This is a genomic window from Helicobacter fennelliae (genome assembly GCF_900451005.1).
GTDB classification, from domain to species: Bacteria; Campylobacterota; Campylobacteria; order Campylobacterales; family Helicobacteraceae; genus Helicobacter_B; species Helicobacter_B fennelliae.
The window spans coordinates 1365519-1390497 of sequence record NZ_UGIB01000001.1 but is presented as its reverse complement, the minus strand read 5'-3'; the positions used below and the strand labels follow the sequence as shown (position 1 = coordinate 1390497).

The window sequence follows — 24979 nt, the reverse complement described above, 5'->3', positions numbered from 1 at the left end:
GAACCATAAAAATAGAAATGCGTAAATACATTATGACTCTCCACTAGGATTATGCTTTGTGAGATTGCGCTTTGGATTTTCATTAGAGATTTTATTGGTATTTTGATTTGGATTTAGATTCTGCGTGAGAATTTTTGACTCTATAATCTCAAAATCTGCTTTGACAAAGGGGTATTTGGCAAAAACTTTTCGCGTGTATAAAATCCCAATTACACCTTTGATAGATTCTACAAACTCTATACGACAAAGCAATGTCTGATGATAGACTTTGAGCTTTATTATTGCATTGTGAGTAAGTCTTGTCGCAAGCAAAAACTGCTTACTTACAAAAAGTTTAGATTCTACGCAATTTTTATCCATATTTTTATCCATATCTTGTGCTAGGCTCTGATTTGCATCTTTTGGATTATGGCAATTTTGGCTTGATTCTAATACATTTGGTGCGATATGTGTGAGAAAAATCATCGCGCCATTATTTTCTGGAATCTCTTGGAGATTCTGCATAATCACTTCAAAAGACTCTTTTATTGCGTGGTTTTGCTCTTTGGCTTGTGATGATGCGCTAGAAGATGATGTGTGAGGAGATGAAGCATAAGGAGATAATGCGTGAAGAGATGAAGTGCTAGAAAGTAAATTTATATCAAGCAAATCTGATAGCTTATCATCAAACCCATCAAGCCCCGCAGGCACAGCAAGCACCGCCAAAAACTCGCCCAAAGTTGTGCTGTATTTGTGTTTATGCAAATGTATAGTGATTGGAGTATTTAGGGTGATTTGCGTGTGTAGCGTATCTTGCATGGGGTTTAGATTCTGGTTTTGTGTAGAATCTCGCATAGAATCTACACAATCTTTAGATTCTATATAGCCTACTAATTTCCCTTCTAAATGCCATTCTACATCTTCCATATTCTCTATATTTTTTTCCACATTTTTCTCTGCGTAATGTTTGGCGCGCTTGCCAAAATCACCAATCCCTATGTATTTTATACACTTGTCATTGTTATGATTTTTGCTCGCCTCATCTAAATGGCAAAACTTAGTGATTTGTATATCGTTTTTAAATGTTGGCAGGACGCAGATTCTGATATGTGAATATCGCTCTAATATCCCTAGAATCTGCGCTATTTCTTTGCTTTTGGGGTGGTAGAAAATCACATCAGTTACAAGTAGCACAGGCGAAGTGCAATGTGATAAAAAATCACTCAACCTATCAAGCTCTTCTTCTGCTACATTACATTCTGAAGCGATATAGCCTATATCAATCTCTCTAAGCACAGAATCTAGCATCGTAGCAAGCCATTCATCAGGCTTTTGTGTGATAAGCCATTTCAAAAGTAGCACAGACACACCTAGCTCTGTGCCGACTTCATATTGGATTTGTGGATATGTATAGCTAGAATCTAGCATTGGATATATCACAAATGTTTTATCTGCCTCGCTTTTTATGACATAGTTTAGCCCACAATCAATCCCCCCAGCAATCCTTCTAGCAATCCCTCCAAATACAACCACGCCATCTATATTTTCTAACTTCTCATCAATAATATGAGTATTATTTGCGCACAAGGCAAGCTCATCAGTGCCAAAATTATCAGTGTATATATACGGCTTTTGAGAGATATTTACAATCCCAAGCACAAAGTCTTGAAATTTTTTCGCACATTGTGAGGTGATTTTTATGCCAAATTTTTGAGCAATCGCCCTTCCTAGCAGAATCTCACTCATCGTTGCATTATGATGTATATCTATATAATCAATCTTTTGCAAACATTCTAAAACCTCTTGCAAAGAGTGCGCGTGCATTCTATTCCTTTTAGATTTGTGGATTTTTTGAGAATTGTAAAATGAAAGCTGTTAATACTAACTTAATTAGCAACACAGAATCCAAAATAGATTCTGCATTAAAAATTTTACTTGTTTTTTTTTTTTTTTTGATTATAATACTACGGTTTTAGCTTTCTTTTTAAGTTTGATTCTTGGTTTATTTTAGTTAAAGCCGAAGGATTAACCCTAATAAAGATTCTAAAATAGTATTTTATTTTAATTACATCTAAGTTTTAAGGAGAATGTATGAAAAAATTTTGTTTAGGTTTAAGTGTTGCTGTTGCGCTATTTTTGACAGGTTGCGGATTTGGTGGTCCAGTTCCGGGTGCTCTTTTTACAGATGCTGTGGGTCCTCATAATGCCACTTCTGTGGGCAACTCTACAAAAGAAGGCACTTCAGAATGTGTAAGCTATCTCGGACTTGTGGCTCTAGGTGATTGCTCTATTGAAGCTGCCGCAGAGCAAGGCAAAATCTCACAAATCAAAAGTGTTGATACCAAATTCTATACCGTGCTTGGACTTTATACAAAAAGAACAACTATCGTTAAAGGCAACTAAAGCCATAAACAACACAGATTCTAATTCTAAAGATCTTAGATTCTGTGTTTTGCTAAATTTTCTACATCACAATATTTTCCACGATATTTTCCACAATTTTGTATAATTTTCCACGCAACAATTCTTAATAAATTTTCTCCAAAAATTTTTCACAATAATTTTTCTTGACAAATTGCGCTTTTTATTCTGCTAATTAATATTTTTCTTATTGTATTTTAACTATTATTGAAGTTTTATTTATAAAAATAAGGAGTGCGCAATGAAGCAAGTAGCCGGAATAACCTTTATGCAGCAAGTTAAAACGATTCGAGATATTTCTCTGCATAATAAACGCGTGCTGATTCGCGTTGATTTTAATGTGCCAATGGACGAGGATTTCAATATTTCTGATGATACGAGAATCCGCGAAGCCCTGCCGACTATTAATTATTGTATCGATAATGATCCGCAATCAATCATTCTTATAAGCCATTTGGGTCGCCCAAAAGGAATCCAGCCTGAATTTTCACTCAAACATATCCTCAAACGACTTGAACGTCTGCTTGACAAAAGTATCTTATTTGCAGATTCCATAGAATCTACCCTAGAGCTGCAAAAAAACGCGCCAGCTGGAAGTATTATTTTGCTTGAAAATATACGATTTTATCCGGGTGAAGAAAAAAACGACACAACCTTAAGCCAAAAACTTGCCTCGCTATGTGATGTATTTGTCAATGACGCATTTGGGACAAGCCACAGGGCGCATTCAAGCACTTATGGGATCGCTGCATTTGTGCAAGAAAAAGTCGCTGGACTACTCCTCAAAAAAGAGATTGATTCATTTGCCAAAGCTTTGGCTAATCCGCTCAAGCCCGTTTTGCTTATCGTGGGCGGAAGCAAAGTTAGCTCAAAGCTTGAATTGCTTTCAAATATTTTAGATGTTGTTGATAAAATCATTATCGGTGGAGCGATGAGTAATACATTCCTCAAAGCTTTGGGCTTTGATATGGCAAAATCACTTGTAGAAGATCATCTTGTCGATGAGGCATTGCATATCTTGCAAAAAGCTAAGCAAAAAAATGTCAAAATCTACCTGCCTATTGATGTTGTCAGCACTGATGATATTAAACAGCATATAAATATCAAAATCACACCCGTTCAAGATGTGCCAAATAATTTTATCGCCGTAGATATGGGACCTGCGACAACAAAGCTTTTTACAGAAGTTATCCAAAGCTCACAGACAATCATTTGGAATGGACCGCTTGGAATCTATGAGATTTCGCAATTCTCGCGTGGCACATTTAATATTGCTCACTGCATAGCTGAAACTTACGCCTTTAGCCTCATTGGCGGAGGAGATACAGCTGATGCGGTAGAAAAAGCAGGTGAGAGGGATAATATGAGCTTTATATCAACAGGTGGTGGAGCGAGCCTTGAGCTATTGGAGGGAAAAATATTGCCAACTTTTGAGGTATTAGACAAAAAATAAATATAAGTGGGGGTGTGAGATGATGAATGTATTTTTTAAGCAAAATAATGTCGTGCGGCGCGAGAGTGTGAATGATGTTGCAGATATTATACTTCCTCAAGGTGTGATTTTGTGGATTGATTTATTGCACCCTACCCCGATAGAAATCTCTTATATCGCAAAAACTTACACGCTTGATATACCCACCAAAGAAGAGCGCGAAGAGATAGAAGAATCAGCGCGGTATTCCGAAGATGAGCAAAGTATAACCATAAACACTTACTTTCTTATGCGTAATAACGAAATGGATCTCCATAATGAAACCGTTACTTTTATCTTGTTTCAGGGGATTTTATTTACGATCCGCTATGCAGATTTTAAGGTATTTGGCGAAATCCAGCAAAGCGTGCTAACCAGCCCAAAAAGCTTTGAAGATGGATTTGATTTGCTAAGCAAAATCTTTGAAGTCAGAGTCGAGCAAGACGCGGATATGATAGAAGGTGCAGCCCAGCTTACAAAGCTTTTGCGTAAGTCGGTTTTTGAGCAAGATTCTCAAAGCCATACTATTCATCTTACCAAACTCTCCAATCTCCAAGAGCTCAATATGAGCGTGCGAGATTCGCTATTTGACAAAAGAAGAGCAATCACTATGCTTCTAAAAAGCAATAAAGTAGAATCTGATATTAAAAAAGATCTAAGCATTGTGCTTAAGGATTTAAATTCTATTGTTGATTTTACAACCGCAAATCTCACCGTGCTTGACAATACACAAAGTCTTTTTACAAGCCAAATCAATATCGAGCAAAACAAAATTATCAAGCTTTTCACAGTCGTAACCATGGCAATGATGCCCCCTACACTCATTGGGACAATTTATGGTATGAATTTTGAGCATATGCCCGAGCTTCAATGGCGATATGGCTATATTCTTACGATAGGTATGATGATTATCTCAACGGTTATACCTATTATCTACTTTAAGAAAAAAGGCTGGTTATGATTGCTTTACTTAGTGATCCAAATGCGTGGATCGCGCTTTTTACATTGACAATTCTTGAGATTATTTTAGGCATTGATAATATCATCTTTATCGGTGTGCTTGTCAATCGCTTGCCACAAGATCAAAAACGCAAAGCTAGGATTTTGGGGTTATTTTTTGCGATGTTTGCGCGCATTGCGCTTTTGACGCTACTTTTTTGGATGACAAAACTCACCGCTCCATTGTTTCAAATCGCTGATTTTCCTGTATCAGGCAGGGATTTGGTGCTTTTTATCGGTGGGTTGTTTTTGCTGTATAAAAGCACCAAAGAAATCCACGCGCAAGTCTTTAGCCAAGAAGAAGGATACACGATAAAAAAAGTTGCAAATTTTTGGATTGTGATTGTTGAGATCGCGTTTTTGGATATTATTTTCTCTCTTGATTCTGTGATTACGGCTGTCGGAATGGCAAATCATTTGGAGATTATGATTTTAGCCATTGTGATTGCGGTGTTTATTATGATGTTTGCTTCGGGCTGGATTTCGCACTTTATCGATACTTACCCGACTATTAAGATTCTAGCACTTGCGTTTTTGCTGATTGTTGGGATTGTGCTGATTGCTGATGGTTTGCATTTTCATATTCCAAAAGGCTATGTGTATTTTGCGATGATTTTCTCTCTAAGCGTTGAGATTCTCAATATCACAATGAGAAAAAAATCAACCCCAAAAAAGTAATAATCACACAAAAATAATCGCTAGAGTTGAGAATTTAGAATCTATGGAAACACAGAAAGCGTAAAGAAATTCTAGAATTTTTACTTCGTGCTACGCACTTATAAGTGCAAGCACAGAGGATATTTTGCGACTTTGCAAGGCAAGCGAATGAGTCGCGCTTGCTTGTGTCGCAAGTAAGCCAAAGCAATCCACAAATTTGCTAAAAAGCTAGAATCTAAAATCATTCATTATCATTTTTTAAGTGTGAAGTGAGAGAGTTTAGATTCTAGCCTGTCATTGTGAGTTGATTGAGCAATTCACTTAAAATACAAGAATCTAGCATAGGCTAATGGGTTTTATGGTTTGGTATTTTTTAATGTTCTGAAAGATTCTCGCAAGATTTGCTTTTGTTTTTGATTGTCTCTAAATAAAGCTGGTGATTAGATTCTAGGCTTGTTTTGGGCGATTCATCATGATAGAGATGATAGGCAATGGCGCTAAATTTTAGACGTCGAAATTCCCCGCCAGCAAACAAAAAGCGCGCTACAAATTCGCTATCCTCGCGCCCCCAGCTTCGAAATTGCTCGCTAAATCCACCGATACGCGCAAAATCCTCCTTAAAAAATCCCATACTGCACCCACGCACGCCTTTAATGAGCTCTTTTTTATCAAAAACTTTCGCTTTTAGCACGCTTCTCTTAAAAATAAATTTTGAGAGAATCTTACACCTGCGTGCTTTTAGAGGCTTTTTTGTAAATGCTAGATGATAATTTTTTGATTCCAAAATCTTTTTTGTAATATTAGAATCTAAAATCACCCTTGAGCCCTGCACAAAAACACCCTTGCGCGAGACTTTTAGATAATCACCCACAAAATACGAATCCACAATCATATCGCCATCAAGCACAATGATAAACTCCCCCTTGCTCGCATTTATGGCTTTATTACGGATTTCACTTAGTCTAAAGCCCTTATCCTCCTGCCAAATATGCTTTAACGCGCAAGGAAAATCGCGCGCGTAAGATTCTATAAGCTCTCTTGTATCCTCCTTGCTCCCATCATCAGCGATGATGACCTCAAAAGGCAGCGGATTCAAGGCGCGCACAGAATCTAGCACGAGGGCTAGTCTCTCTTTTTGATTATATGTCGTAATGATGAGCGAACAAATTGTGTGTGTGTGTGTGTGTTGAGCTCATAAAGCTTAATGTATTTGAAAAAAGTCCCAAGAGCGTTGCAAACGCTAATAATAAAGCCCTTGTAGCCATAAAGTATGCCTTTTTTGAAAAAATAATTCCGCACAAAGCTCCAAGTCCCGCGCACAAAGGCTTTTGTAGGGCTTGATGGCTTGCCTAGATTCTGCTTAGCATAGAGATTTGAATAGTGTTGCATTTTATCAATCAAATGCGCGACATCATCGTAAGCATAGTGCTTTAGCGCGGTTTTGAGATAGTGCTTTTTGCTATCACTTGGGAGGATTACGCTCTCATGCACGAGATTTTCATTAAAATGCGTGTAGGATTTGTTAAAAATCCTCAGCACAAAGTCCGGACTCCAGCCACATGCCTTTATCCACTCACCTGCGTAGAGATTCTTGCGCGGCAGGGCATAGATCGCGCGCACACAGCTCAAGTCTAGCGTCTCAAGCTCGGCATAAATCCCCTGCTCAATCACCTCATCAGAATCCACCACAAACACCCATTCATTCCTAGCGTGGCTTATCGCGAGATTTTTCAGCGCACCAAAGCCTAAAAACGGGCTAGAAAAAATGCGGATTGTGGCGGGTTTGGCAGGCTTAGCGGAGTTTTTAGAATCCTTAGAATCCTCGTGCTCCAAATTCCCTACAATTCTAGAATCCCGCGTCCATTCTTCGCTCACCCCTCGCGCGATTTCAAGCGTAGAATCCGTGCTCTCATTATCAAGCAAGATTATCTCATCAAAGTCTTTGAGTGCCTTAAGGCATTCTTTTATCGTGCCTTGCGCGTTTTTTACCAAAATACATATGCTGATTTTTTTAGCATTATTTATTTTTACATCAATCATAGATTCTAACTCTTTTTTTTTGATATTTATGTTTGTTGTAGTGCTTTTTTCCACTCTTTCATCACTATTTCTTTGCCAAATCTCTCCTGCACGATTTGCTTGGCTTTTATCCCAAAGCGCGCGCGCAGAGCTTCATCGCTCATTAAAAGCTTGAGCCTTTCCGCAAAGCCTTGCAAGTCATTATCTGTTACTAAAAAGCCAGATTCTAAATCCTCGATAATATCACTTGGACCTGATTTCACATCAAATGCCACGCTTGGCAAGCTATAAGCACTAGATTCTAAAAGCACCATTGGTAGCCCCTCAAAATGACTGCTGAGCGCATAAATGCTAGCACTTAGATATTCCTTTTCAATCTGCTTGGTAAAGGGCTTTAAAATTATAGAATCTGATAGTTCAAGCACGGCAATCTTAGATTCTATCTCTTGCTTTAATTCCCCATCGCCCACGATATACAACCGCCATTTTTTAAAAATAGGCGTAAAGCTCGTATCTTGTGCTAAAAGATTCCAAATATCTATAAGGCGCAAAAAGCCTTTTTGATCACCCCTATCCATTCTACCAACAGCTAGCACGACTTTATTATTAGAATCCGCGCGCGCACTAGGAATGCTTGGTAGAAAGTTTGGGATCACCTTGACATTTTTGTGGTATTGCTTCCATAGATTAAGTTCGCTAGAGCTTAACACAACAAGTGTATCAAAATATTTATTGCGGGAATTATATCGCACAAAGTTGCAATGAATGATTTTTATATAATATGTGTTTTTGTTTTTAAAAAACGGCGTATAAGTCCAATCACTTACGATAAATGTATCAATATGTTTATAATGTTTTTTTATCTGATAGCTTAAAGCTATTTTGTAAAAATTTTTAAAATAGAGTTTCCGCCAAAATCCATGATAGCGATCTTTTAATTCATATTCTGAACCATGATGTATAATTGTGATTTTTATTTTTTGATTGATTTGATATGGGAAATCTTTATTTTTCTGAAAAAAGCTTATAATTTCGACATTGTAGCCTAGCTCCAAAAACGCATGTGCGAGATTGACAACCACTCTCTCCGCACCTCCTGTGATACTCAAATCTCCTACTGTAAGGGCGATACTTTTCATCGCAATTTCTCCTTAAGACTTTTTGCGATAAGCTCGAGTGGGTGGATAAAGCTTGCTTTTGCGTTGGCTTGATGCAGTGAATTTGTGATTTGCATTCTGCACGCACTGCATTCTGCGCTTACGATTTGTGCGCCACTCTCTTTTATCATCTGCGCTTTTGGTGCCCCAGCTTTTAGTGTGAGATTATATCTATCAGCTTGCATACTCACCCCGCCAAACCCACAACATCTATCAGGTTCGCTCATTTCAGTGATATGGTAATTTTGCGTAAGGAGGGCGCGTGGTTCTTTGTGGATTTTGAGCACTTTTTTGGCATGACATGGGTCATGATAAGTGAGTGTCGCGGGATTTGTGCCTTTTGTTTTGAGGATTTGTGCGAGATTTGTATTGTGATATAGCCAAACACTTGCCATATTCATTTTTGGTGTAAGCTTATTGAGTCGCTCTATCCATGAGTTTCTCAAGCTAGATTCTGCTTCCTCACTTAGCGCATGAGCCCAATCACTCATCAGCATAGCCGCGCAAGTGGCTTCAGGGATAAGGATCGCATCAACTTCATCAATAAAACCCTCAAAATATTGAATGTTTTTTTTGATAAGAGTTGTGGTGGTGCGTATATCTCCGGTAAAATACGCTGGCGCACCGCAGCATTCTTGCTTTGGTATCAGCACATCAATTCCAAGATACGCAAGAATCTCCAAAAGACTCTCGCCCACATTGATATAATTATAATTTGCCAAGCAACCAATAAAAATCGCGACTTTTTTATGCGCTAAATTTGGCGTATATGGGGTTTTTTGATTGTGTATTTCGCTTCTTTTGCCACTATGTTTTTGCAAAAAGCTTTTCTTTTGAAATGGAAACACGACTCGATTTGTAAAAAAGCGGATTTTATTGTCATTTGATGCGGTTTTTTGAAACACACAAGGCGCGATAAAATCCACAAACGAAAACACAAAATCCATAAGCTTGCGATGTCGCAATAAATAAAAATAGATTCTCTTATACCAAGCGATTCCATATTGTTTGGCAATTTCTACGCGGATTTTCTCAATCGCCCGATCGACAGGCAAATGCGTAGGACAAGCCTCGACACAAGTTGTGCATAAAAAGCAAGATTCTAAGAAATTTTTGACATTAAGTTCAAGCTCTAAATCGCCCCTTGCATATGCGCCGACAAGATCCAAATATCCACGCGGTGAGGTTACTTCTTCTCGTGTTACACGATAAATCGTGCATTGTGGGACGCATTTGCCACATTTGACGCAAGAATCTGATAATGAGCTAAGGTTAAGAGGGTTCATACGCTTTTACTAAATTTATGTTCTTCTTGTGGGATTTTGGTGAGGTATTCATCAAATACCATAGCGATATTGCGGATAAGTAAGCCACCTGTTTGGGTTGTGTAGATTCCGCTATGATCTACTTTTAAGATTCCTATTTCTTGGTAGTGTGAGAGTTCTTGAAGCTCTTTGTAGAAGTGCTGTTTGAAATCCATTTTGTATCGCTGCTCGATGTCTTTAAATTCAAGTTTAAGCGTATTCATAAGGCTCATAATCACATCTTTGCGTAACATATCTTCATCACTTAGTCTGATTCCGCGCTCAATTGGCATTTCTCCACGATCAAGCGCACTTTCATAAAGTGCCATATCTTTGTAATTTTGCGCGTAATAATCCTTTCCTTCGCTTATTGAAGTTAGCCCTATGCCGATAGTCTGCGAGAATCCTTTTGTGGTGTAGCCCTGAAAATTTCGTCTGAGTTGGTTTTTTTGGCTGGCGATATAGAGCTCATCGCTTTTTTTAGCAAAATGATCCATACCGATCATTTCATAGCCATTGCGTGCAAGGAAAGCGATTGTTTTTTCTAGGATTTCTAGCTTTGTCTGTGGTGGCGGAAGCGTGCTTTCATCGATTTTACGCATTGTTTTTTTGATCCATGGGACATGCGCGTAATTAAAAATCGCTAATCTATCGGGGCAAAGTGATATGACTTTTTGCAAAGTCTCCATAAAGCTTGTGATTGTTTGATGTGGCAATCCATAAATCAAATCAAAATTAATAGAATCTATATGATACGCTCTAGCAAGACTCACTGCGCTTTTTACAAGCTCTGTATCTTGGAATCTATGTATAGCCTCTTGGACGAGATTATCAAAATCCTGCACGCCAAAGCTTAGGCGATTAAAACCACCATCTTTAAGCACTTTCATTTGACTTTCTTCAAAATAGCGCGGATCAATTTCGCAGCTTATCTCCGCATCTGGAGCGAAATTTTGAAAAGTATCTTTGATAAGGGCTATCACTTCGCCAAGCTGTCTAGCATCAAAAAATGTCGGCGTGCCTCCACCAAAGTGAAACTGCACAACTTCGCGATGTGTATTCATAAGGGTTTTGAGAATCTCAAGCTCTTTTTTGAGATACGAGATATAGCGATCTTTTTTGTCCTCTTTGCTTGTATAAATCACATTGCACCCACAAAAATAACACGCACTTCTACAAAAAGGCAAATGCACATAAAGCGAGAGTGGAAGTTTGGATTCTTGTGTGTCAAAGGCATCATTGCGCGCTAGGCTTTCTTTGAGCTCTTGTTTGCCAAATTTTTGGTGGAATTCAACCGCAGTAGGATAGCTTGTGTAGCGGGGCGCGGATTTTGAGTATTTGGCAAATTTAGCAAAATCTATCATTTTAATCCTTGTAAAAAATAATATTGATTTAAATCTATAAATAAATTTGGATACTCTTTTTTCAGCTCTTTCACCATGGCTTTTGTGTTAATCTGCGGAAGTGAGCCATCTGGGAGACGTCTAGATTCTAGTCTCTCAAGTGCGACAACCATTACATCATCAAAGTCAATGGGCGTATTTTGGCTAATATCTCTTGAGAGTTCAAGATAGACTTTTTCTTCATGTGCGTTGCGTATGATAGAGATGATTTTTTTGAGGACATTTTGTGGCATGACAGCATATTCGTTTTCATCATCATCTTTCATAAACCACATTTCATGAGGATCAAATGAACCTTTTTCAAGATGAAGTAGCATTTGAGAATCCGAGATTTTGCTCGCGTTGATGATGTTGTTTGTCTGCATAAAGTGAGACATTTTTATTGATTTTGTTGTAGCCATACCATGATTCCTTTTTGGATATGCAATCTATTATGCGCTTCTTGCCACACTTTGCTTTTGTCGCCCTCAAATACCTCCTCGCTCACTTCATATCCACGATAAGCAGGCAGGCAATGCAAAAAAATCGCATCATCACTTGCTTTTGCCATTAAAGCTTGATCTACGCAATACTCTTTAAAAATAGCGATTTTTTGCTGCTTTTGATCTTCTTGACCCATTGAGATCCATGTATCAGTGATGATGATATTGCAATCCTTCACGGCTACATTAGGATCTTGTGTGAGCGAGATTTTGGCGTGCGAAGATTTGGCAAGCGTGAGTGCTGTTTGTGTAATTGCCTCATCTGGAGAATAGCCATTAGGGCAAGCGATACGAAATTCTAATCCCAAAAGAGCAGCCAAATACAGCCATGAATGCACGATATTATTGCCATCTCCTACATACGCGATGATTGGGCTAGATTTTTTTTGGCTACAATCCTTAAACTCCAAAGCACAATCTTTGAAATCATCAGTATAAAATCCACACTCAATAATCGTCATCAAATCCGCCAAAACCTGCACTGGGTGATACAAATCTGTAAGCCCATTGATAATTGGCACGCTTGAGTATGTCGCAAATTCTTCAAGCTTTTCTTGCTCAAATGTGCGCATCATAATCATATCCACCATTCCGCTCATCACCCTAGCAGTATCTTTGATAGGCTCTCCACGACCAATTTGCGTATCTTTACCCATAAGCACGATTGCTTGACCGCCAAGCTGATATGCTCCAGCCTCAAAGCTTACGCGTGTGCGCGTTGATGGTTTTTCAAAAATCATTCCTAGAATCTTATTGCGAAAATATTTTGTATTTGACTCTCTATCGCGCAAAAAATCAGCCTTGACTGAAAAGCTCAAACACATAATATCTATAATCTCTTGCTTTGAAAAATCTTTTAATGTTAAAAAATGACGCATAATTTCTAAACCTTATTAACCTTCACTAAGTATTGATTTTTGCAAATCTATGCCAAATTCGCAAACAAAATTGCAAAAATGAACTCTACTACACTTCCAAAATAAATCTTTCACTATACTTGAAAATGACTAAAAAAAATCTTAGAATAAGTAGGATTTTATAAAATTTTAGAGATTCTAGATTCTACAACAAACAAGATTCTAAAATCTAAGATGACAACCACAACGCTATTTCATCAGCCAAAAAGAAATTCTTAGCGCGTATGCTGTGATGATCTAAATACATACATTTATTTTCGCTACACAATATCTCAACCTTTTTTGGGTTAAGATTGTGCGTAGAGATGCCGATCTCACAACGTAGTCCCAAAAACAACCGCTCAAAATCCAAATCCTTAATGCTTAGATATTCTTTATGTTTGTAGAGTGGATTTTGGATATAACGTTCTATATTATGTGTGCCACAATAGCGCACATTTTTGATTCTGCCAAATCCACCAGCCCCGCAACCAAGGTATTCATCTCCTCGCCAATAGCTTAAATTATGCAAACTTTTGTATCCTCTCGCGTAGTTTGAAACCTCATATTGCATAAATCCCGCTTCGCGCAAAAGAGTTGCGACATATTCGCCATTATTATATTCGCTATCGCCATATTCGTTATATTCATTATGTTTTGTCATATCGGGCTTTATGTCATGATAGCGTCTATGCAGGCTTGAGCCTTCTTCTAATGTCAAGCTATATGCAGAGAGATGATCTATAGGTAATGATGTGGCATAAGCGATTTCTTCTGCAAGTCTTTGCGTAGAGTCAAAAGGCGTGCCATAGATAAGATCAATGCTGATATGCTCAAAATCCCTCGCGCATTCTATGGACTTAAAAATATCCTTATAAGTATGTTTGCGCTCCAAAAATACTAATGTATCATCAAAAAAGCTTTGCACGCCAATGCTGATACGATTAATCCCAAATGATATAAGATCCTTGCACCATTGCTTTTGAAGGAGGTTTGGATTAGATTCTATGGTGATTTCTTTTGGAGTGGAGGTGAATTGATAAATACACTCAAAGATCCTAGCATACGCCCTAGAATCTAAAATATTTGGCGTGCCACCACCAATATAAATAGAATCTAGATTCTGCCCATTGTGATAGATTTTCCACCACCGCAATGTCGCTTTGATGTCTTGAAGCAAACTTTGTATATACAGGCTTTTTAGATGGTGCTTATCTGTGTATGAATTAAAAGTGCAATATCCACATTTATGGTCGCAAAAAGGAATGTGGATATACAAAATCATTAGTTTTAGATTCTAGGATTTAACGTTGATAAAAAAGTGATTTTTTCATCGGTTGGGGTTTGATATTGTATTTTGGGTGCGGATTGATACTTAAATCCTGCTTTAATATCCGATAATTATCGCACCCTTGCTGCAATCCAGCATTGCAAGCATACGCATATAAATCAAGCGCGTAATCTATGTTTTGCGTAACACCTAAACCTTTTTGATACAGCACGCCAAGATTGCTACAACTGCCTATATCAAGCCCATCACACGCCATTTTAAAATACTTTGCCGCATACGCATAGCTAAGTGGTGCGCCATCAAGCCCATTTGCATACATATACCCTAAATTTGCACAGCCCTTTATATCTCCAGCATTGCACGCCATATAGTTTAAATCAGGCTTTGAGAGCTTGTTTTTGTTTTTGCCATAGATGTTTTGAGTATTGTTTGTAAGCCCTAGATTGTAGCACCCAAGATTACTGCCACCATCGCACGCCATTTTATAATACTTTACAGCAGTAAAAAAATTTTTGGTTACACCATCGCCATTTGCATACATAAAGCCCAAATTATTGCACGCAATCGCATCGCCTCCTTGACATGCAGTCATATAAAACTGCACTGCAAGCTCTTTGTCGTCTTTTGAGGCGTTTTTGTCATCATTATAAATCATCGCAAGATTTGTGCAAGAAGTCGGATCGCCAGCAGAGCAGCCCATTTCGTAATATTTTTTTGCTTTTTCTAAATCCATATCAACGCCACGACCCACAGCATACATCGTGCCAAGCCCAAAGCACCCAGAAGCATTACCGCCATCGCAGGATTTTTTAAATAACCCAAACGCATTCACATAATCGCCTTTTTTGGCATAATCCATAGCGGCTTTGAGCTGTGCAGTCGCTACATCAGGAGAATCTAGCCTATCTGTCATGGGGTATTGATGCGGAAGTGCGTCATCTTTTGGCTCTGCCATTGGCGCATTTGGGGTTAGCATTTGATTTTCACTGCCATTTTGTGGGGTATTTGCGCTCAATGAAGGATTTTGCGAAGGGGGCAACAAACCAGAGTCATTATATTGCGCGCCTTGCTGCGCTATATCATCAAAGCTTGGATCTGCTGCGATCGCAAATATCACATAACATACAAAAAGTAAAATCCCTTTCATTTCCTGCTCCTGCATAAGATACAAGACAAAAAGCAAAAATAATTCCATTTTGTATAGATTCTGCTTGTAGATTCTACTTTTTGGGTTTAGATTGTGATTTAGATTTTGTTTGGATTCTATGACGGATTTTATTTTAGATTCTAGATTTTGGTTTTCTTTTGCTTCGTCCTATCGTCCTCACAATGACAGATTAGGCTTGTCATTGTGAGTGGGTAAAACGAGCGTGGCAATCCATAGAATCCACTTTTAGATTCTAGATTCCAAAAATAAAGCAATAAAATAAAATATGCAATATTTAGATTCTGCTTCATTTTGGATTCTAGCGTGGGTTTGTGCTTAGATTCTAAGCAAATACAACTCACAAGCTAGATAACCACAAAATCTAACTTCACAACATCACTATACATCAGAATCCGACACATAATGCGCGCCTAAAGATTGCTTGCGGTTGAGTGCTTGGGTGATGATTTCTTTGGCTACCATAAGCCGAAGCCTTAGCATTCTTCCGATATTTCCTAATGCCATAACCTCCACACCCTCTAATGCCGAAAGAAGCGATGTTTTGGAGCGGATAATCCCAACTTTTTCCCACATAATTTTACGCAAAACATTCTTCAATCGCTCATCGCCTTCTTTATGCAGCACTTCTTGTGAAATCGAAAAATTGCGTTTGGGGTTTGAGATCGGATTATTTTGTATAGTTTGTGCGGCTATTTTGCCAAATACCAACCCCTCAAGCAATGAATTACTTGCCAAACGATTTGCCCCATGCACGCCACTTCGAGCACATTCTCCGATCGCATAAAGATTTTTCATTCCCGTAACAAGCCCATTGAGTTCAGTTTTTATCCCGCCCATAGAGTAGTGAAAAGCAGGTGCTATCGGAATCTTTTGACTTGGCGCATCAATGTGATATGCCTTAAGTGAGCGATATACATTTGGAAATTTGCGGATAAATTCTTTTTGATTAAGGCAACTTGCATCAAGATATACATTTTGCCCGCGTATAAACCGCTCCTTGTAAATAGCGCGCGCGACAATATCCCTTGGCGCAAGCTCTCCTCTTTTGTCATAATCAAACAAAAACCGTTCGCCTGCGGAATTAATAATCTTTGCGCCCTCACCTCTTAGGGCTTCAGTGATGAGCGTTTTTCGAGCATGAGGAGAATCCACAAACGCTGTTGGGTGGAATTGGAGCATTTCCATATCTTCAAGCTTTAAGCCATTTTCCAAAGCCATTGCGTGTATATCACTGCTGATTGTATGCGCGTTTGTATGGTATGCAAAAAGCCCACCTACTCCACCACTTGCGATGACGATATGATTGGCATAAAAAGCGCATTGTTTGGTTTTGGTCTGCACGACAACCCCATAACACCTATCCTCCTCTATAAGTAAATCCACAACCTGCGCGCCTTTATGCAAAGTGTGCGATAAATGCGAAATCAAAAAAGTATGTATCGCCCTACCTGTGCCATCGCCACCAGAATGAATGATCCTAGCGATACTATGCCCACCTTCTTTGGCATACAAAATTGCTCCATTTGTATCCCTATCTACGCAAAATCCAGAATCTAAAATATCACTAAAAATCACAAATGACTCTTGGCTAAGTAGCTTCACTGCTTCATAATCATTATGCATAGCCCCAGCATTTATTGTGTCTTGTATATGCAAATCCATATCCAAAGGATCTTTTGGAAAAGTAATCCCACCTTGTGCGAAAAATGTATTACAATCCCAAGGCTCTTCTTTGCATAATAATAAAACCTTGAGGTGCTTATCTAAATACCTCGCGCACGAAAGTCCAGCAATCCCAGCACCAATAATAATCACATCATATTGCATAACTTTATCCCAATGATTTATTTTCTTGCTTACTTATGCTTACTCAGAAATCACAGAAGTTCCACTACCAAAATTACTCAAATCATCAAAACCTCTTGCATTGCTTGGATCGCCATAATATGGATCTGTTTTGACCGCGCAACCCGCACAAACACACAAAAAATATGCTACAATAGCCAAATGAAAAATACGAAACATATCCTCTCCGAATTATTACAAAACACACAATACCAGCAACTCGCAAAGCGATTGCAAACGCGCAAAAACCTAGAAAGTCTAAAATTAGTCCTCCCGCTTGATATGCAAAAAAACATTCTCAAAATCACTTACAAGCCCCCAAAGATTCTCTTTTGCTTCAATCACCCAAGCTATGCAAGCGAATTTAATCATTATAGAAAAAATCAAATAATATCTTGTTTAAAAGAACATCAAGAGCTTTTTAGTGAGATTATCAAGACTCCAACTATCGAAGCACTAGAAGTGCAAGCTTGGGTGCCAAAAAATATCCTTGAATATTATCAGACACCTATCAAGCAAGATAATCAATGCTTTAGCGAACACTCCAATGGCACATTTAAAAATCTTGCCAAAGACAAGCAAATCTATCAAAAATTTGAAGAAATCCGCTCGCTTATTTTGTGTTTGAATAATTCCGCGCCCAAATAATCTTGCATTTAACAAATTTGTAGCCTCAATGCCTCACGCTTTAGTTAAAATACCTCACGCTTTAGTCAAAGCCTGCTTGCTTATAGACTTCTCTATTGTGCTTTAGTCCTTCAAAGATTGCAAAGCTCGTGCACCTAGATTCCCATAACGATGGTATGAAATGCTAACTGACTTTTCATTATAATAATACAAAAGCTCAAAGCGTCCATTTAAAATAGGCTTGTCTTTGATGATGACTTTTGCATATTGTGCGGCTTTTTGGTAAATGATATGATGAGAATCTGCAATATCCATATATCGAATGCGCTCAAATTCTGATATTTTGGAAGCAAAGCTTTCATCACTTTCTTTGACAAAATCTCCATGAAGTCCCATTTTTTCAAGATTCTGATAAGCAAAATCTAAATTTTTATCATGCTCTTTGAAGCTTATTGTAAGCGGGGTTTTTGAGACTTGCGCCCCGATAATCACCCCCAAAATATCTTGCAAGCTGTCATTTTTGCTGTATCGATATGCCATATTAGCAATGTGCGTGTAAGAAAAAAGATTATCCTCGCCTCGGATTTTGACATAATCTTTTTGCGTGTTAAATTCATTATTGCGATGATACACATAGCTTTTTGTCATCATAAGTGCTATCTTTAGTGCTTCTTTTTGGGCTGTGTCAATCTCACTAGATTCTAGGAGTCGCTTTATTTTTGGCTCTATAATTGTATCTGTGAGATGCCCATCTGGCTCATCTTGCGTGATATGCAAAAATTGCGTAATGTAGTTAAAAATCCCAACCTTGCGCCCAAAGCCAATGGCGCTTTTTTTCACCCCACCAAATGGCTGCCTTAGGACAATCGCGCCAGTTGAGGGTTTATTGATATAAATATTTCCAGCTTCGATGCGATTGATATAATATTCCCATTCGCGCTCATCAAGAGATTCTAGCGCACTTGTAAGCCCATATCCAGTGGAGTTTGCGATATATAGTGCGTCATCTAGATTTTTAGCACACATCACCGTGAGAAGTGGCGCAAAAAGTTCGGTTTGATGAGTAAAATCACCAACTTTTGTTCCGTATTTGATACCCGGCGTCATAAGTTTTTTATTATTATGCAAAAATTTTGGCTTCAACGCCCAATATTCATAATCCCTCAATTCATCAATGGCTTTTTTGAGCTTTGTGTCAGGCTCATTTGCAAGCGTGCCGATTTTGTTTTTGAATTCAAATGGATCGCCAACACTCATAGATTTTGCCGCATCAACAAGCGTTTGCTTAAATGTTTCATCATTATAAACTTCTTCTTCAAGGATTAATAGCGATGTCGCCGAGCATTTTTGCCCAGAATTTGAAAAAGCTGAATGGATAATATTTTTTATAGCCTGATCTCTATCTGCCATTTTTGTAACGATTGTGGCGTTTTTGCCTCCTGTCTCTGCGCTAAGCTGCAATGTCGGGTTAGATTCTAGAATCTTATATGCAGTCTCTTCGCCACCTGTAAGCACGGCAAATTGGATAAGTGGATTTGAAAGAAGGTGTTGTGATATATCACTTCCTTTTGAGGGCAGATAGATAAGTGCATCTTTTGGAATCCCAGCGTCCCAAAAACACTCACAAACCATCAATCCACAAAGCGCGCTTAATGTCGAAGGCTTGTAAATGACTTTATTGCCAGCAGCCAATGGTGCAGCAATCGTGCCTACGGAAATGCCAATAGGAAAATTCCAAGGCGCAATCACAACGCCAATGCCCTTAGCGGTAAAAGAAGTTTTTGGATTCTGCTCTTTGAGCACTTGAAGTGAATATGGATAAAACTCCAAAAAATCAATCGCCTCACTTACTTCACTATCCACTTCTGCAAATGTTTTGCCAACCTCTAATGCCGCAATCCCTAGCAAATCGCCCCTTCGCTCGCGTATAAGCTGTGCTACTTTTGCCAAAGTAGCATAAATGTCTTTGTGTGATAGATTAGAAAAATCACTCTTTGAAGCGACTTCTATGGCATTTTGGATTGTCTGTTTGTCTGCTAGAGTGAGATTAGCGATGTGTTTGTTGTGGATTTTGTCATAGATTTTTTGTGTATTTGTTGTTTTTTGTGTGTCTTTTTGTGCGATTTGGGCTAGCACAGGATAGACTTCCATGCATATTGGATTCTGGTATTTGGCTTTGATTTGTTGAGCCCATGCTCTATTTTGGGGCAAAACAAAATCCGTATCAGGCTCATTGACAAAGCTATGCGTCTCAAATGAGCTTTTGGTTTGAGATTTGAGATTTCTATTTTGGATTCTGCGTGTAGAGTTATCAAGCACTGCTATACCATTTATCGCCTCCAAAAATATCTTTTTTTGAAGCTCCCAATTTACATCACCGACATGAAGATTAAAAAAATAGCGCATAAAATTATCTTCACTTGTATTTTCATCAAGCCTACGCACCAAATACGCAATCGCGTTGTTGAAATGCGATTCATCACACACTGGCGCATACAAGATAAGCTTATGGATTTTTGCAAGCTCAAAACTTGCTTGCATACTCATTCCCTCAAGCATTTCAAATGTAAAAAATTCAAGCGCGTTTTCTTGAGAAATCCTTGTGTAAGCATAAGCAATCTCAAAGATATTATGGCTAGCTATGCCGATATTTATGTATTTATAATTTTCATCTTCTAAGATAAATTCAAGCATTTTGTTGTAGTTAGAATCTGTATCAATTTTTTTATCAAATGTCGGACAAGCCCAGCCTTTTTGAGAAGCTATGGTCTCCTCAGATTCCATATTTGCTCCTTTGACAAAGCGGATTTTGATAGGTTTTGCGCCATTTTGCACGCGTTGTTTTGAAAATGTATGCAGGATTTTGAGGTATCTAAAAGAATCCGGAATATACGCCTGAAGCACAATTCCGGCATTTAGATTTGGAAATTTAGCAATGGATTCCATAAATGCGCTCACGGTAAGCTCCAAATCTTTGAATTCCTCCATATCAAGATTGATAAATTTTGGAATATTTTGGGTTTTTTCTTCGCTCAAAGCGATTCCATACAAATAATCAAGTCGCTTTACAATCTCTGCCTTAGAGTATTCAAAATCAAGGATATTGATTTGGCTAAAAATTGTTGTGATTTTGATTGAAATATAAGTGATATAGCTTGATTTAAGTGCTTCTTGGTATTTTTGGATTCTGTATTTGGATTCTGCTTCTCCGAGCACTTCCTCACCGATAAGATTTACATTAAGTGTGATATTTTGTGCTTGACGTTTTTTGATGTGGGATTGCAAAAAATCCGAACTACTATCAAGCACCATGCCTCTTGTATCATCTCGCACATGCTTGACAAAAAATGGCACGCTAAGCCTTGGGGCTAGCTTTCCAAAAGTCAAAAACACAAAAAGCAGGGTTTTTTCAATAGGGGTAAAAAAATCTGCTATGCCGTATTTTTTGAGTGTCTGCTCAATAAAATCAAAGCTTGCTCTTTTGTTTTGGCATCGAAAGCTTCTATCCAAAAGCTCGATAAGCATGACTTTACTTTTTGGATTATTGAGGAGTTTTTGCATTTTTTTGTGAAATGCTTTTTCTGTGGCTGAGATGTGAAGCGTGATTTGTTCTTGAAGTTTTTGGGCTAGCTCCAAGGCTTGTGTAATGGTCTCTTTTTTCATCATTGCCTCCTTGTGGATAAGTTTGAGTAGCATCAGAATCTAAAACTTATTAGAAAATGTAGAATCTACGCTAGCATAATCTAACTTAAGCCTAATTAAAATACATATTCTCATTTGCATAGATTCTGGAATCTATGCAAACACAAATGGGCGTAAAAAAAATCCTCTATTTTTAGGCAGATTTTGGAGTTGTGTAGAAATTTTTAGGCAAGCAAAAACACAAAAAAGTGTAACATAGAAGTTCATCGCAGGCTAAAAATTTCAAACTCCCTAAAATATACTCAAAAGAGAAGATTTAGATTCTATTTAAATTCCGCATAAATTTTTTTAAGATTTGCAAGGCTTGATTTGGTATGAAGCAAGAGCATATCTGCCAAAATCAATGCAAGCATACTTTCGCACACCACACTACCTCTCACAGCAATACAAGGATCGTGCCTACCTTTGAGTTCAAAGTCTTGTTTATTACCATAAATATCGATTGTCTGTTGCATAGCAAATATACTTGGAGTCGGCTTGAAATACACCCGCACATTGATCTCCTCGCCTGTGGTAATCCCGCCTAGAATCCCGCCTGCGTGATTACTCAAAAATCCATTTTCATTCATCATATCATTATTGCGACTTCCGCATGTTTGTGATGCGGCGATACCATCTCCTATCTCCACGGCTTTGACACCATTAAGCCCCATCATCATAGCCCCGATTGCGCCATCAAGCTTGTAATACAACGGCTCTCCGAGTCCTTGCAGGATTTTTTTATTACCAAAAGCTCTAATAAGAGCGCAACCACCGATACTATCGTGAGTGCTACGCGCATGCATAATGAGATCTTTTTGGATTGACTCTTTTTGTTTATCAAGAGCAAAGATTTCACTCTCCCTAGCGAAATCAAAATCTATACTCTCACCCATACATTCGCCAACGCCCAGAATCCCACTCTCACAAATAATCCCAAATTCTCCAAGAAGCATTTTTGCAAATGCCCCACTTGCGACCCTTGCCACGCTTTCTCTTGCAGAGCTTCTTCCCCCGCCTCGATAATCCCTTAATCCATATTTCACAAAGTAGCTAAAATCCGCATGTCCGGGGCGAAAAATATCTTTGATATTGTCATAATCTTTTGATTTTGTGTTGGTGTTTTTGACAAAAAGTGCGATTGGCATTCCGGTGCTTACCCCTTCAAATACCCCGCTTAGTATCTCAAAGCAATCATCTTCTTTGCGTTGAGTTGTATAGCGATTTTTGCCTCCTTGTCGTCTTTGCAAGTCGTGATTAATAAGGTTTGTATTGATATGTATGCCAGAAGGAAAACCATCAATCACACAGCCAATCCCTGCGCCATGAGATTCTCCAAATGTCGTAACTCTAAGTGCTTCTCCAAAAGTATTCATTGATTATCCTCTTGTTTTGTGATTTTGAGATATGCGATTTTTGCGCATGATTGCTGGGCGTTTTTTTTGGAATTCCCTATCGCTGTCGCATAGATAATATCTTCAATCAGAATCTGCATAGCAAATTTTTTATCATGATCAGGTCCTTTTTCATCGATGAGTTTATATACAGGAATGCTTCCAAAGCGCGCTTGGGTGATTTCTTGCAGGGCTGTTTTGTAATCCATAAAAAGATTATCCATATTCATATTTGGATACAAAGTATCAAGCAATTTATATATAATTTCTTTGACTTTTTCAATCCCAGCTTCAAGGTATAGCGCGCCCATTATAGCCTCAAACGCATCAGAGAGGAGTGAGTTTTTATTGCGTCCATTGTTTTGCTCCTCACTTTGAGAGAGGATAAGAATATCCCCGATGTGTATATTTCTAGCGATTTTTGCAAAGCTTTCTTCATTGACTAGAGATGAGCGCATTTTTGAGAGTTTGCCTTCATTATGCTGTGGAAATTTACAAAACAAATATTCCCCGATAATGAGATCAAGCACCGCATCACCTAAAAATTCTAAACGCTCGTTATTGTGTTTGTTGGCATTATATTTTTTGGCACTTCTATGCGTGAGGGCTTCGATGAGAAGCTGTTTGTTTTTGAAATGGTAGTTTATGTTGTTTTGAAATCGTGTTATAGAATCCATAGTAACCTTTAATATTTTATTTATTGGTTTTTGCGATATGAAGTGCAAAGCTTTGGGCTTGCTCTCTTGCTATTTTGTCGCATCTCTCATTCATGGCATGTCCATTATGTCCTTTGATCCAATGTGCGATAATGCTATGTTTTTGTGATAGATTAAGGTATTCTTTCCACAAATCAATATTTTTGACTTTTTTGAAATCATTTTGCACCCATTTTGTAAGCCATTGATTTATCGCATTGCAGACATATTGAGAATCCGTATATAAAGCGATTTTACAAGGTTGCTTTAGCACTTTGAGCGACTCTATCACAGACAAAAGCTCCATGCGATTGTTTGTTGTCATTGGCTCGCCCCCTTGAATAATTTTTTCAGTATCTTTATACACTAAGATTCCGCAATACCCTCCAGGACCGGGATTACCAAGAGATGAGCCATCAGTGTAGAGAGTGATTTCTTTCATTGCACGCTTGTTTTTTCCTTGAGCTTGAGAACCAAATCCATTTCACCTACATGAGCGCATATCGGGCAACGATACGAATCAAAAGGAAAAATATTTTTACATTGAACGCAACGATATTCAAAAGTTATATCTCCTTGCTGGCTAGAGTGCTGATGCAAAATCCTTAATGCCTCAAGCTCGAAAGTCGCACATTCTTTATTGTCTTTAATATAGCCTTTTGCGCGATATATATCCATAATGTCGCTATGGTGTTTGATTGCCTCAAATGGAATTTCATTTTGATTGATATTCCATAGTAAATCATAGCAGAATCTTACCTTATCAAATGTTTTGACTTCCTGCCAAAACAACTCTCTTGCATATAGCTTCAGATAGCCTAGTGCTATGCGGTTAATGTATTGGCAGCGATGCATAAGCGATATGATTTCTTTATTTTTTTTCTCCAAAGAAAGCATATCACCACTGCTTAAGCGCATAAAATGCAAATATGTCTTGACAATGGCATTATCTTTGCGTTGTTTTGTAGTTGCGACTTCATCAAGGCATTCAAGTGTATCGAGGGCTTCTTGATACTGCCCCATACTCTCATAAGTCCTCATCAAATAAAGCAGAATCTGAGAGTTACGAGGATAGTTTTTTAGGATTTCTAAGAAAATATGCTTTGCTCTTTGCAAAAATCCAGCTTGAAAATAAGTGATCCCCAAGGATTCTAGAATGATGATTTTTTCTTGAAAATTATGCACCTGCTCTAGCATTCCAAGATAGATTTTAATCGCAGAATTGCTATCGCCAGCTTTTGAGTAGGTATTTGCCAAAAACAACAAAGGTGGAATAGGATTTTTAGCAAGCGATAAAAATTTGACAACTTCATCGCTTAATGAGCCTTCACCATAAGATTTTGTGAAGTTTTGTAAGGCGATCTCGCGCTTTTTTTGTCTGTATTTATTGCGTCCATAATCAGCAAAAACCAAAATAATCACAATCGCGATAAAAATCGCAATGCCAAATAAAGGATCTCTATACAAAAACGCTATATTTTCTGACATTG

21 protein-coding genes and 1 pseudogene are annotated in these 24979 nt (G+C 38.2%); 5 read left to right on the top strand and 17 right to left on the bottom strand.

Annotated elements, in window-relative coordinates; all coding sequences use genetic code 11:
- Window positions 1-30: 30 nt before the first annotated feature.
- Window positions 31-1803 (bottom strand): hypothetical protein, encoded by a 1773-nt coding sequence (locus tag DY109_RS06890; protein WP_023949083.1) that lies wholly within the window; start codon window positions 1801-1803, stop codon window positions 31-33.
- 267 nt (window positions 1804-2070) lie between these two features.
- On the opposite strand from DY109_RS06890, the gene DY109_RS06885 reads away from it, so the two are divergent.
- From DY109_RS06885 to DY109_RS06870, 4 genes are all read left to right on the top strand, one after another.
- On the top strand, window positions 2071-2382 hold the full coding sequence (locus DY109_RS06885; RefSeq protein ID WP_023949082.1) for a TRL-like family protein: 312 nt from the start codon (window positions 2071-2073) through the stop codon (window positions 2380-2382).
- Between the two features lie 259 nt (window positions 2383-2641).
- Complete coding sequence (locus DY109_RS06880; protein WP_023949080.1) at window positions 2642-3853, top strand: phosphoglycerate kinase; 1212 nt, start codon at window positions 2642-2644, stop codon at window positions 3851-3853.
- Between the two features lie 19 nt (window positions 3854-3872).
- Window positions 3873-4832 (top strand): magnesium/cobalt transporter CorA, encoded by a 960-nt coding sequence (gene corA, locus DY109_RS06875; protein ID WP_034550052.1) that lies wholly within the window; start codon window positions 3873-3875, stop codon window positions 4830-4832.
- Window positions 4829-5548, top strand: a complete 720-nt coding sequence (locus DY109_RS06870; protein ID WP_023949075.1) for a TerC family protein — start codon at window positions 4829-4831, stop codon at window positions 5546-5548. The genes corA and DY109_RS06870 overlap by 4 nt, the downstream gene beginning before the upstream one ends.
- 352 nt (window positions 5549-5900) lie before the next feature.
- Here the strand turns inward: DY109_RS06870 and DY109_RS06865 are convergent.
- From DY109_RS06865 to DY109_RS11505, 11 genes and pseudogenes are all read right to left on the bottom strand, one after another.
- Window positions 5901-7567: pseudogene (locus DY109_RS06865) on the bottom strand (glycosyltransferase family 2 protein).
- A 26-nt stretch (window positions 7568-7593) separates the two neighbouring features.
- Window positions 7594-8685 (bottom strand): glycosyltransferase family 4 protein, encoded by a 1092-nt coding sequence (locus tag DY109_RS06860; protein WP_023949069.1) that lies wholly within the window; start codon window positions 8683-8685, stop codon window positions 7594-7596.
- The gene (locus tag DY109_RS06855; RefSeq protein WP_023949067.1) at window positions 8682-9989 is read right to left on the bottom strand and encodes a (Fe-S)-binding protein; all 1308 of its coding nucleotides are present in this window, start codon (window positions 9987-9989) and stop codon (window positions 8682-8684) included. Before DY109_RS06855 ends, DY109_RS06860 begins: the two co-directional genes overlap by 4 nt.
- The gene (hemN, locus tag DY109_RS06850; protein ID WP_181894633.1) at window positions 9986-11377 is read right to left on the bottom strand and encodes an oxygen-independent coproporphyrinogen III oxidase; all 1392 of its coding nucleotides are present in this window, start codon (window positions 11375-11377) and stop codon (window positions 9986-9988) included. The genes DY109_RS06855 and hemN overlap by 4 nt, the downstream gene beginning before the upstream one ends.
- Window positions 11368-11811, bottom strand: a complete 444-nt coding sequence (locus DY109_RS06845; protein ID WP_023949063.1) for a DUF2603 domain-containing protein — start codon at window positions 11809-11811, stop codon at window positions 11368-11370. The genes hemN and DY109_RS06845 overlap by 10 nt, the downstream gene beginning before the upstream one ends.
- Window positions 11790-12770, bottom strand: coding sequence for an ornithine carbamoyltransferase (gene argF / locus DY109_RS06840; protein WP_023949061.1), 981 nt, complete (start codon window positions 12768-12770; stop codon window positions 11790-11792). Before argF ends, DY109_RS06845 begins: the two co-directional genes overlap by 22 nt.
- A gap of 208 nt (window positions 12771-12978) precedes the next feature.
- Window positions 12979-14073 carry a radical SAM family heme chaperone HemW gene (gene hemW, locus DY109_RS06835; RefSeq protein ID WP_023949059.1) on the bottom strand — a complete coding sequence of 365 codons (1095 nt, stop codon included), beginning with the start codon at window positions 14071-14073 and terminating at the stop codon, window positions 12979-12981.
- Between the two features lie 19 nt (window positions 14074-14092).
- Window positions 14093-15226: a tetratricopeptide repeat protein gene (locus DY109_RS06830; protein WP_307983657.1), complete on the bottom strand. Its 1134-nt coding sequence runs from the start codon at window positions 15224-15226 to the stop codon at window positions 14093-14095.
- Window positions 15227-15366: 140 nt separating this feature from the next.
- Window positions 15367-15588, bottom strand: coding sequence for a hypothetical protein (locus DY109_RS11145; RefSeq protein ID WP_023949055.1), 222 nt, complete (start codon window positions 15586-15588; stop codon window positions 15367-15369).
- Between the two features lie 37 nt (window positions 15589-15625).
- Window positions 15626-17095: an L-aspartate oxidase gene (locus DY109_RS06825; RefSeq protein WP_258399897.1), complete on the bottom strand. Its 1470-nt coding sequence runs from the start codon at window positions 17093-17095 to the stop codon at window positions 15626-15628.
- A gap of 18 nt (window positions 17096-17113) precedes the next feature.
- Window positions 17114-17272, bottom strand: a complete 159-nt coding sequence (locus tag DY109_RS11505; RefSeq protein ID WP_023949051.1) for a hypothetical protein — start codon at window positions 17270-17272, stop codon at window positions 17114-17116.
- Between DY109_RS11505 and DY109_RS06820 the strand changes: the two genes are divergently transcribed.
- A complete protein-coding gene (locus DY109_RS06820; RefSeq protein WP_023949049.1) occupies window positions 17255-17740 on the top strand; it encodes a hypothetical protein in 486 nt (161 codons plus the stop codon). The two genes, DY109_RS11505 and DY109_RS06820, sit on opposite strands and share 18 nt — an antisense overlap.
- Before the next feature lie 102 nt (window positions 17741-17842).
- Here the strand turns inward: DY109_RS06820 and DY109_RS06815 are convergent, their stop codons facing one another.
- The 5 genes from DY109_RS06815 to DY109_RS06795 form a co-directional block, all read right to left on the bottom strand.
- On the bottom strand, window positions 17843-21382 hold the full coding sequence (locus DY109_RS06815; protein ID WP_023949048.1) for a bifunctional proline dehydrogenase/L-glutamate gamma-semialdehyde dehydrogenase: 3540 nt from the start codon (window positions 21380-21382) through the stop codon (window positions 17843-17845).
- 302 nt (window positions 21383-21684) lie between these two features.
- On the bottom strand, window positions 21685-22776 hold the full coding sequence (gene aroC, locus DY109_RS06810) for a chorismate synthase (RefSeq protein WP_023949046.1): 1092 nt from the start codon (window positions 22774-22776) through the stop codon (window positions 21685-21687).
- A complete protein-coding gene (gene rnc / locus DY109_RS06805) occupies window positions 22773-23471 on the bottom strand; it encodes a ribonuclease III (protein WP_023949045.1) in 699 nt (232 codons plus the stop codon). Before rnc ends, aroC begins: the two co-directional genes overlap by 4 nt.
- A 16-nt stretch (window positions 23472-23487) precedes the next feature.
- Window positions 23488-23931, bottom strand: a complete 444-nt coding sequence (gene rnhA, locus DY109_RS06800) for a ribonuclease HI (RefSeq protein ID WP_023949044.1) — start codon at window positions 23929-23931, stop codon at window positions 23488-23490.
- Entirely contained in the window at window positions 23928-24977 is a 1050-nt protein-coding gene (locus DY109_RS06795; protein WP_023949043.1) for a tetratricopeptide repeat protein, read from the bottom strand. The genes rnhA and DY109_RS06795 overlap by 4 nt, the downstream gene beginning before the upstream one ends.
- Between the last annotated feature and the right edge of the window lie 2 nt (window positions 24978-24979).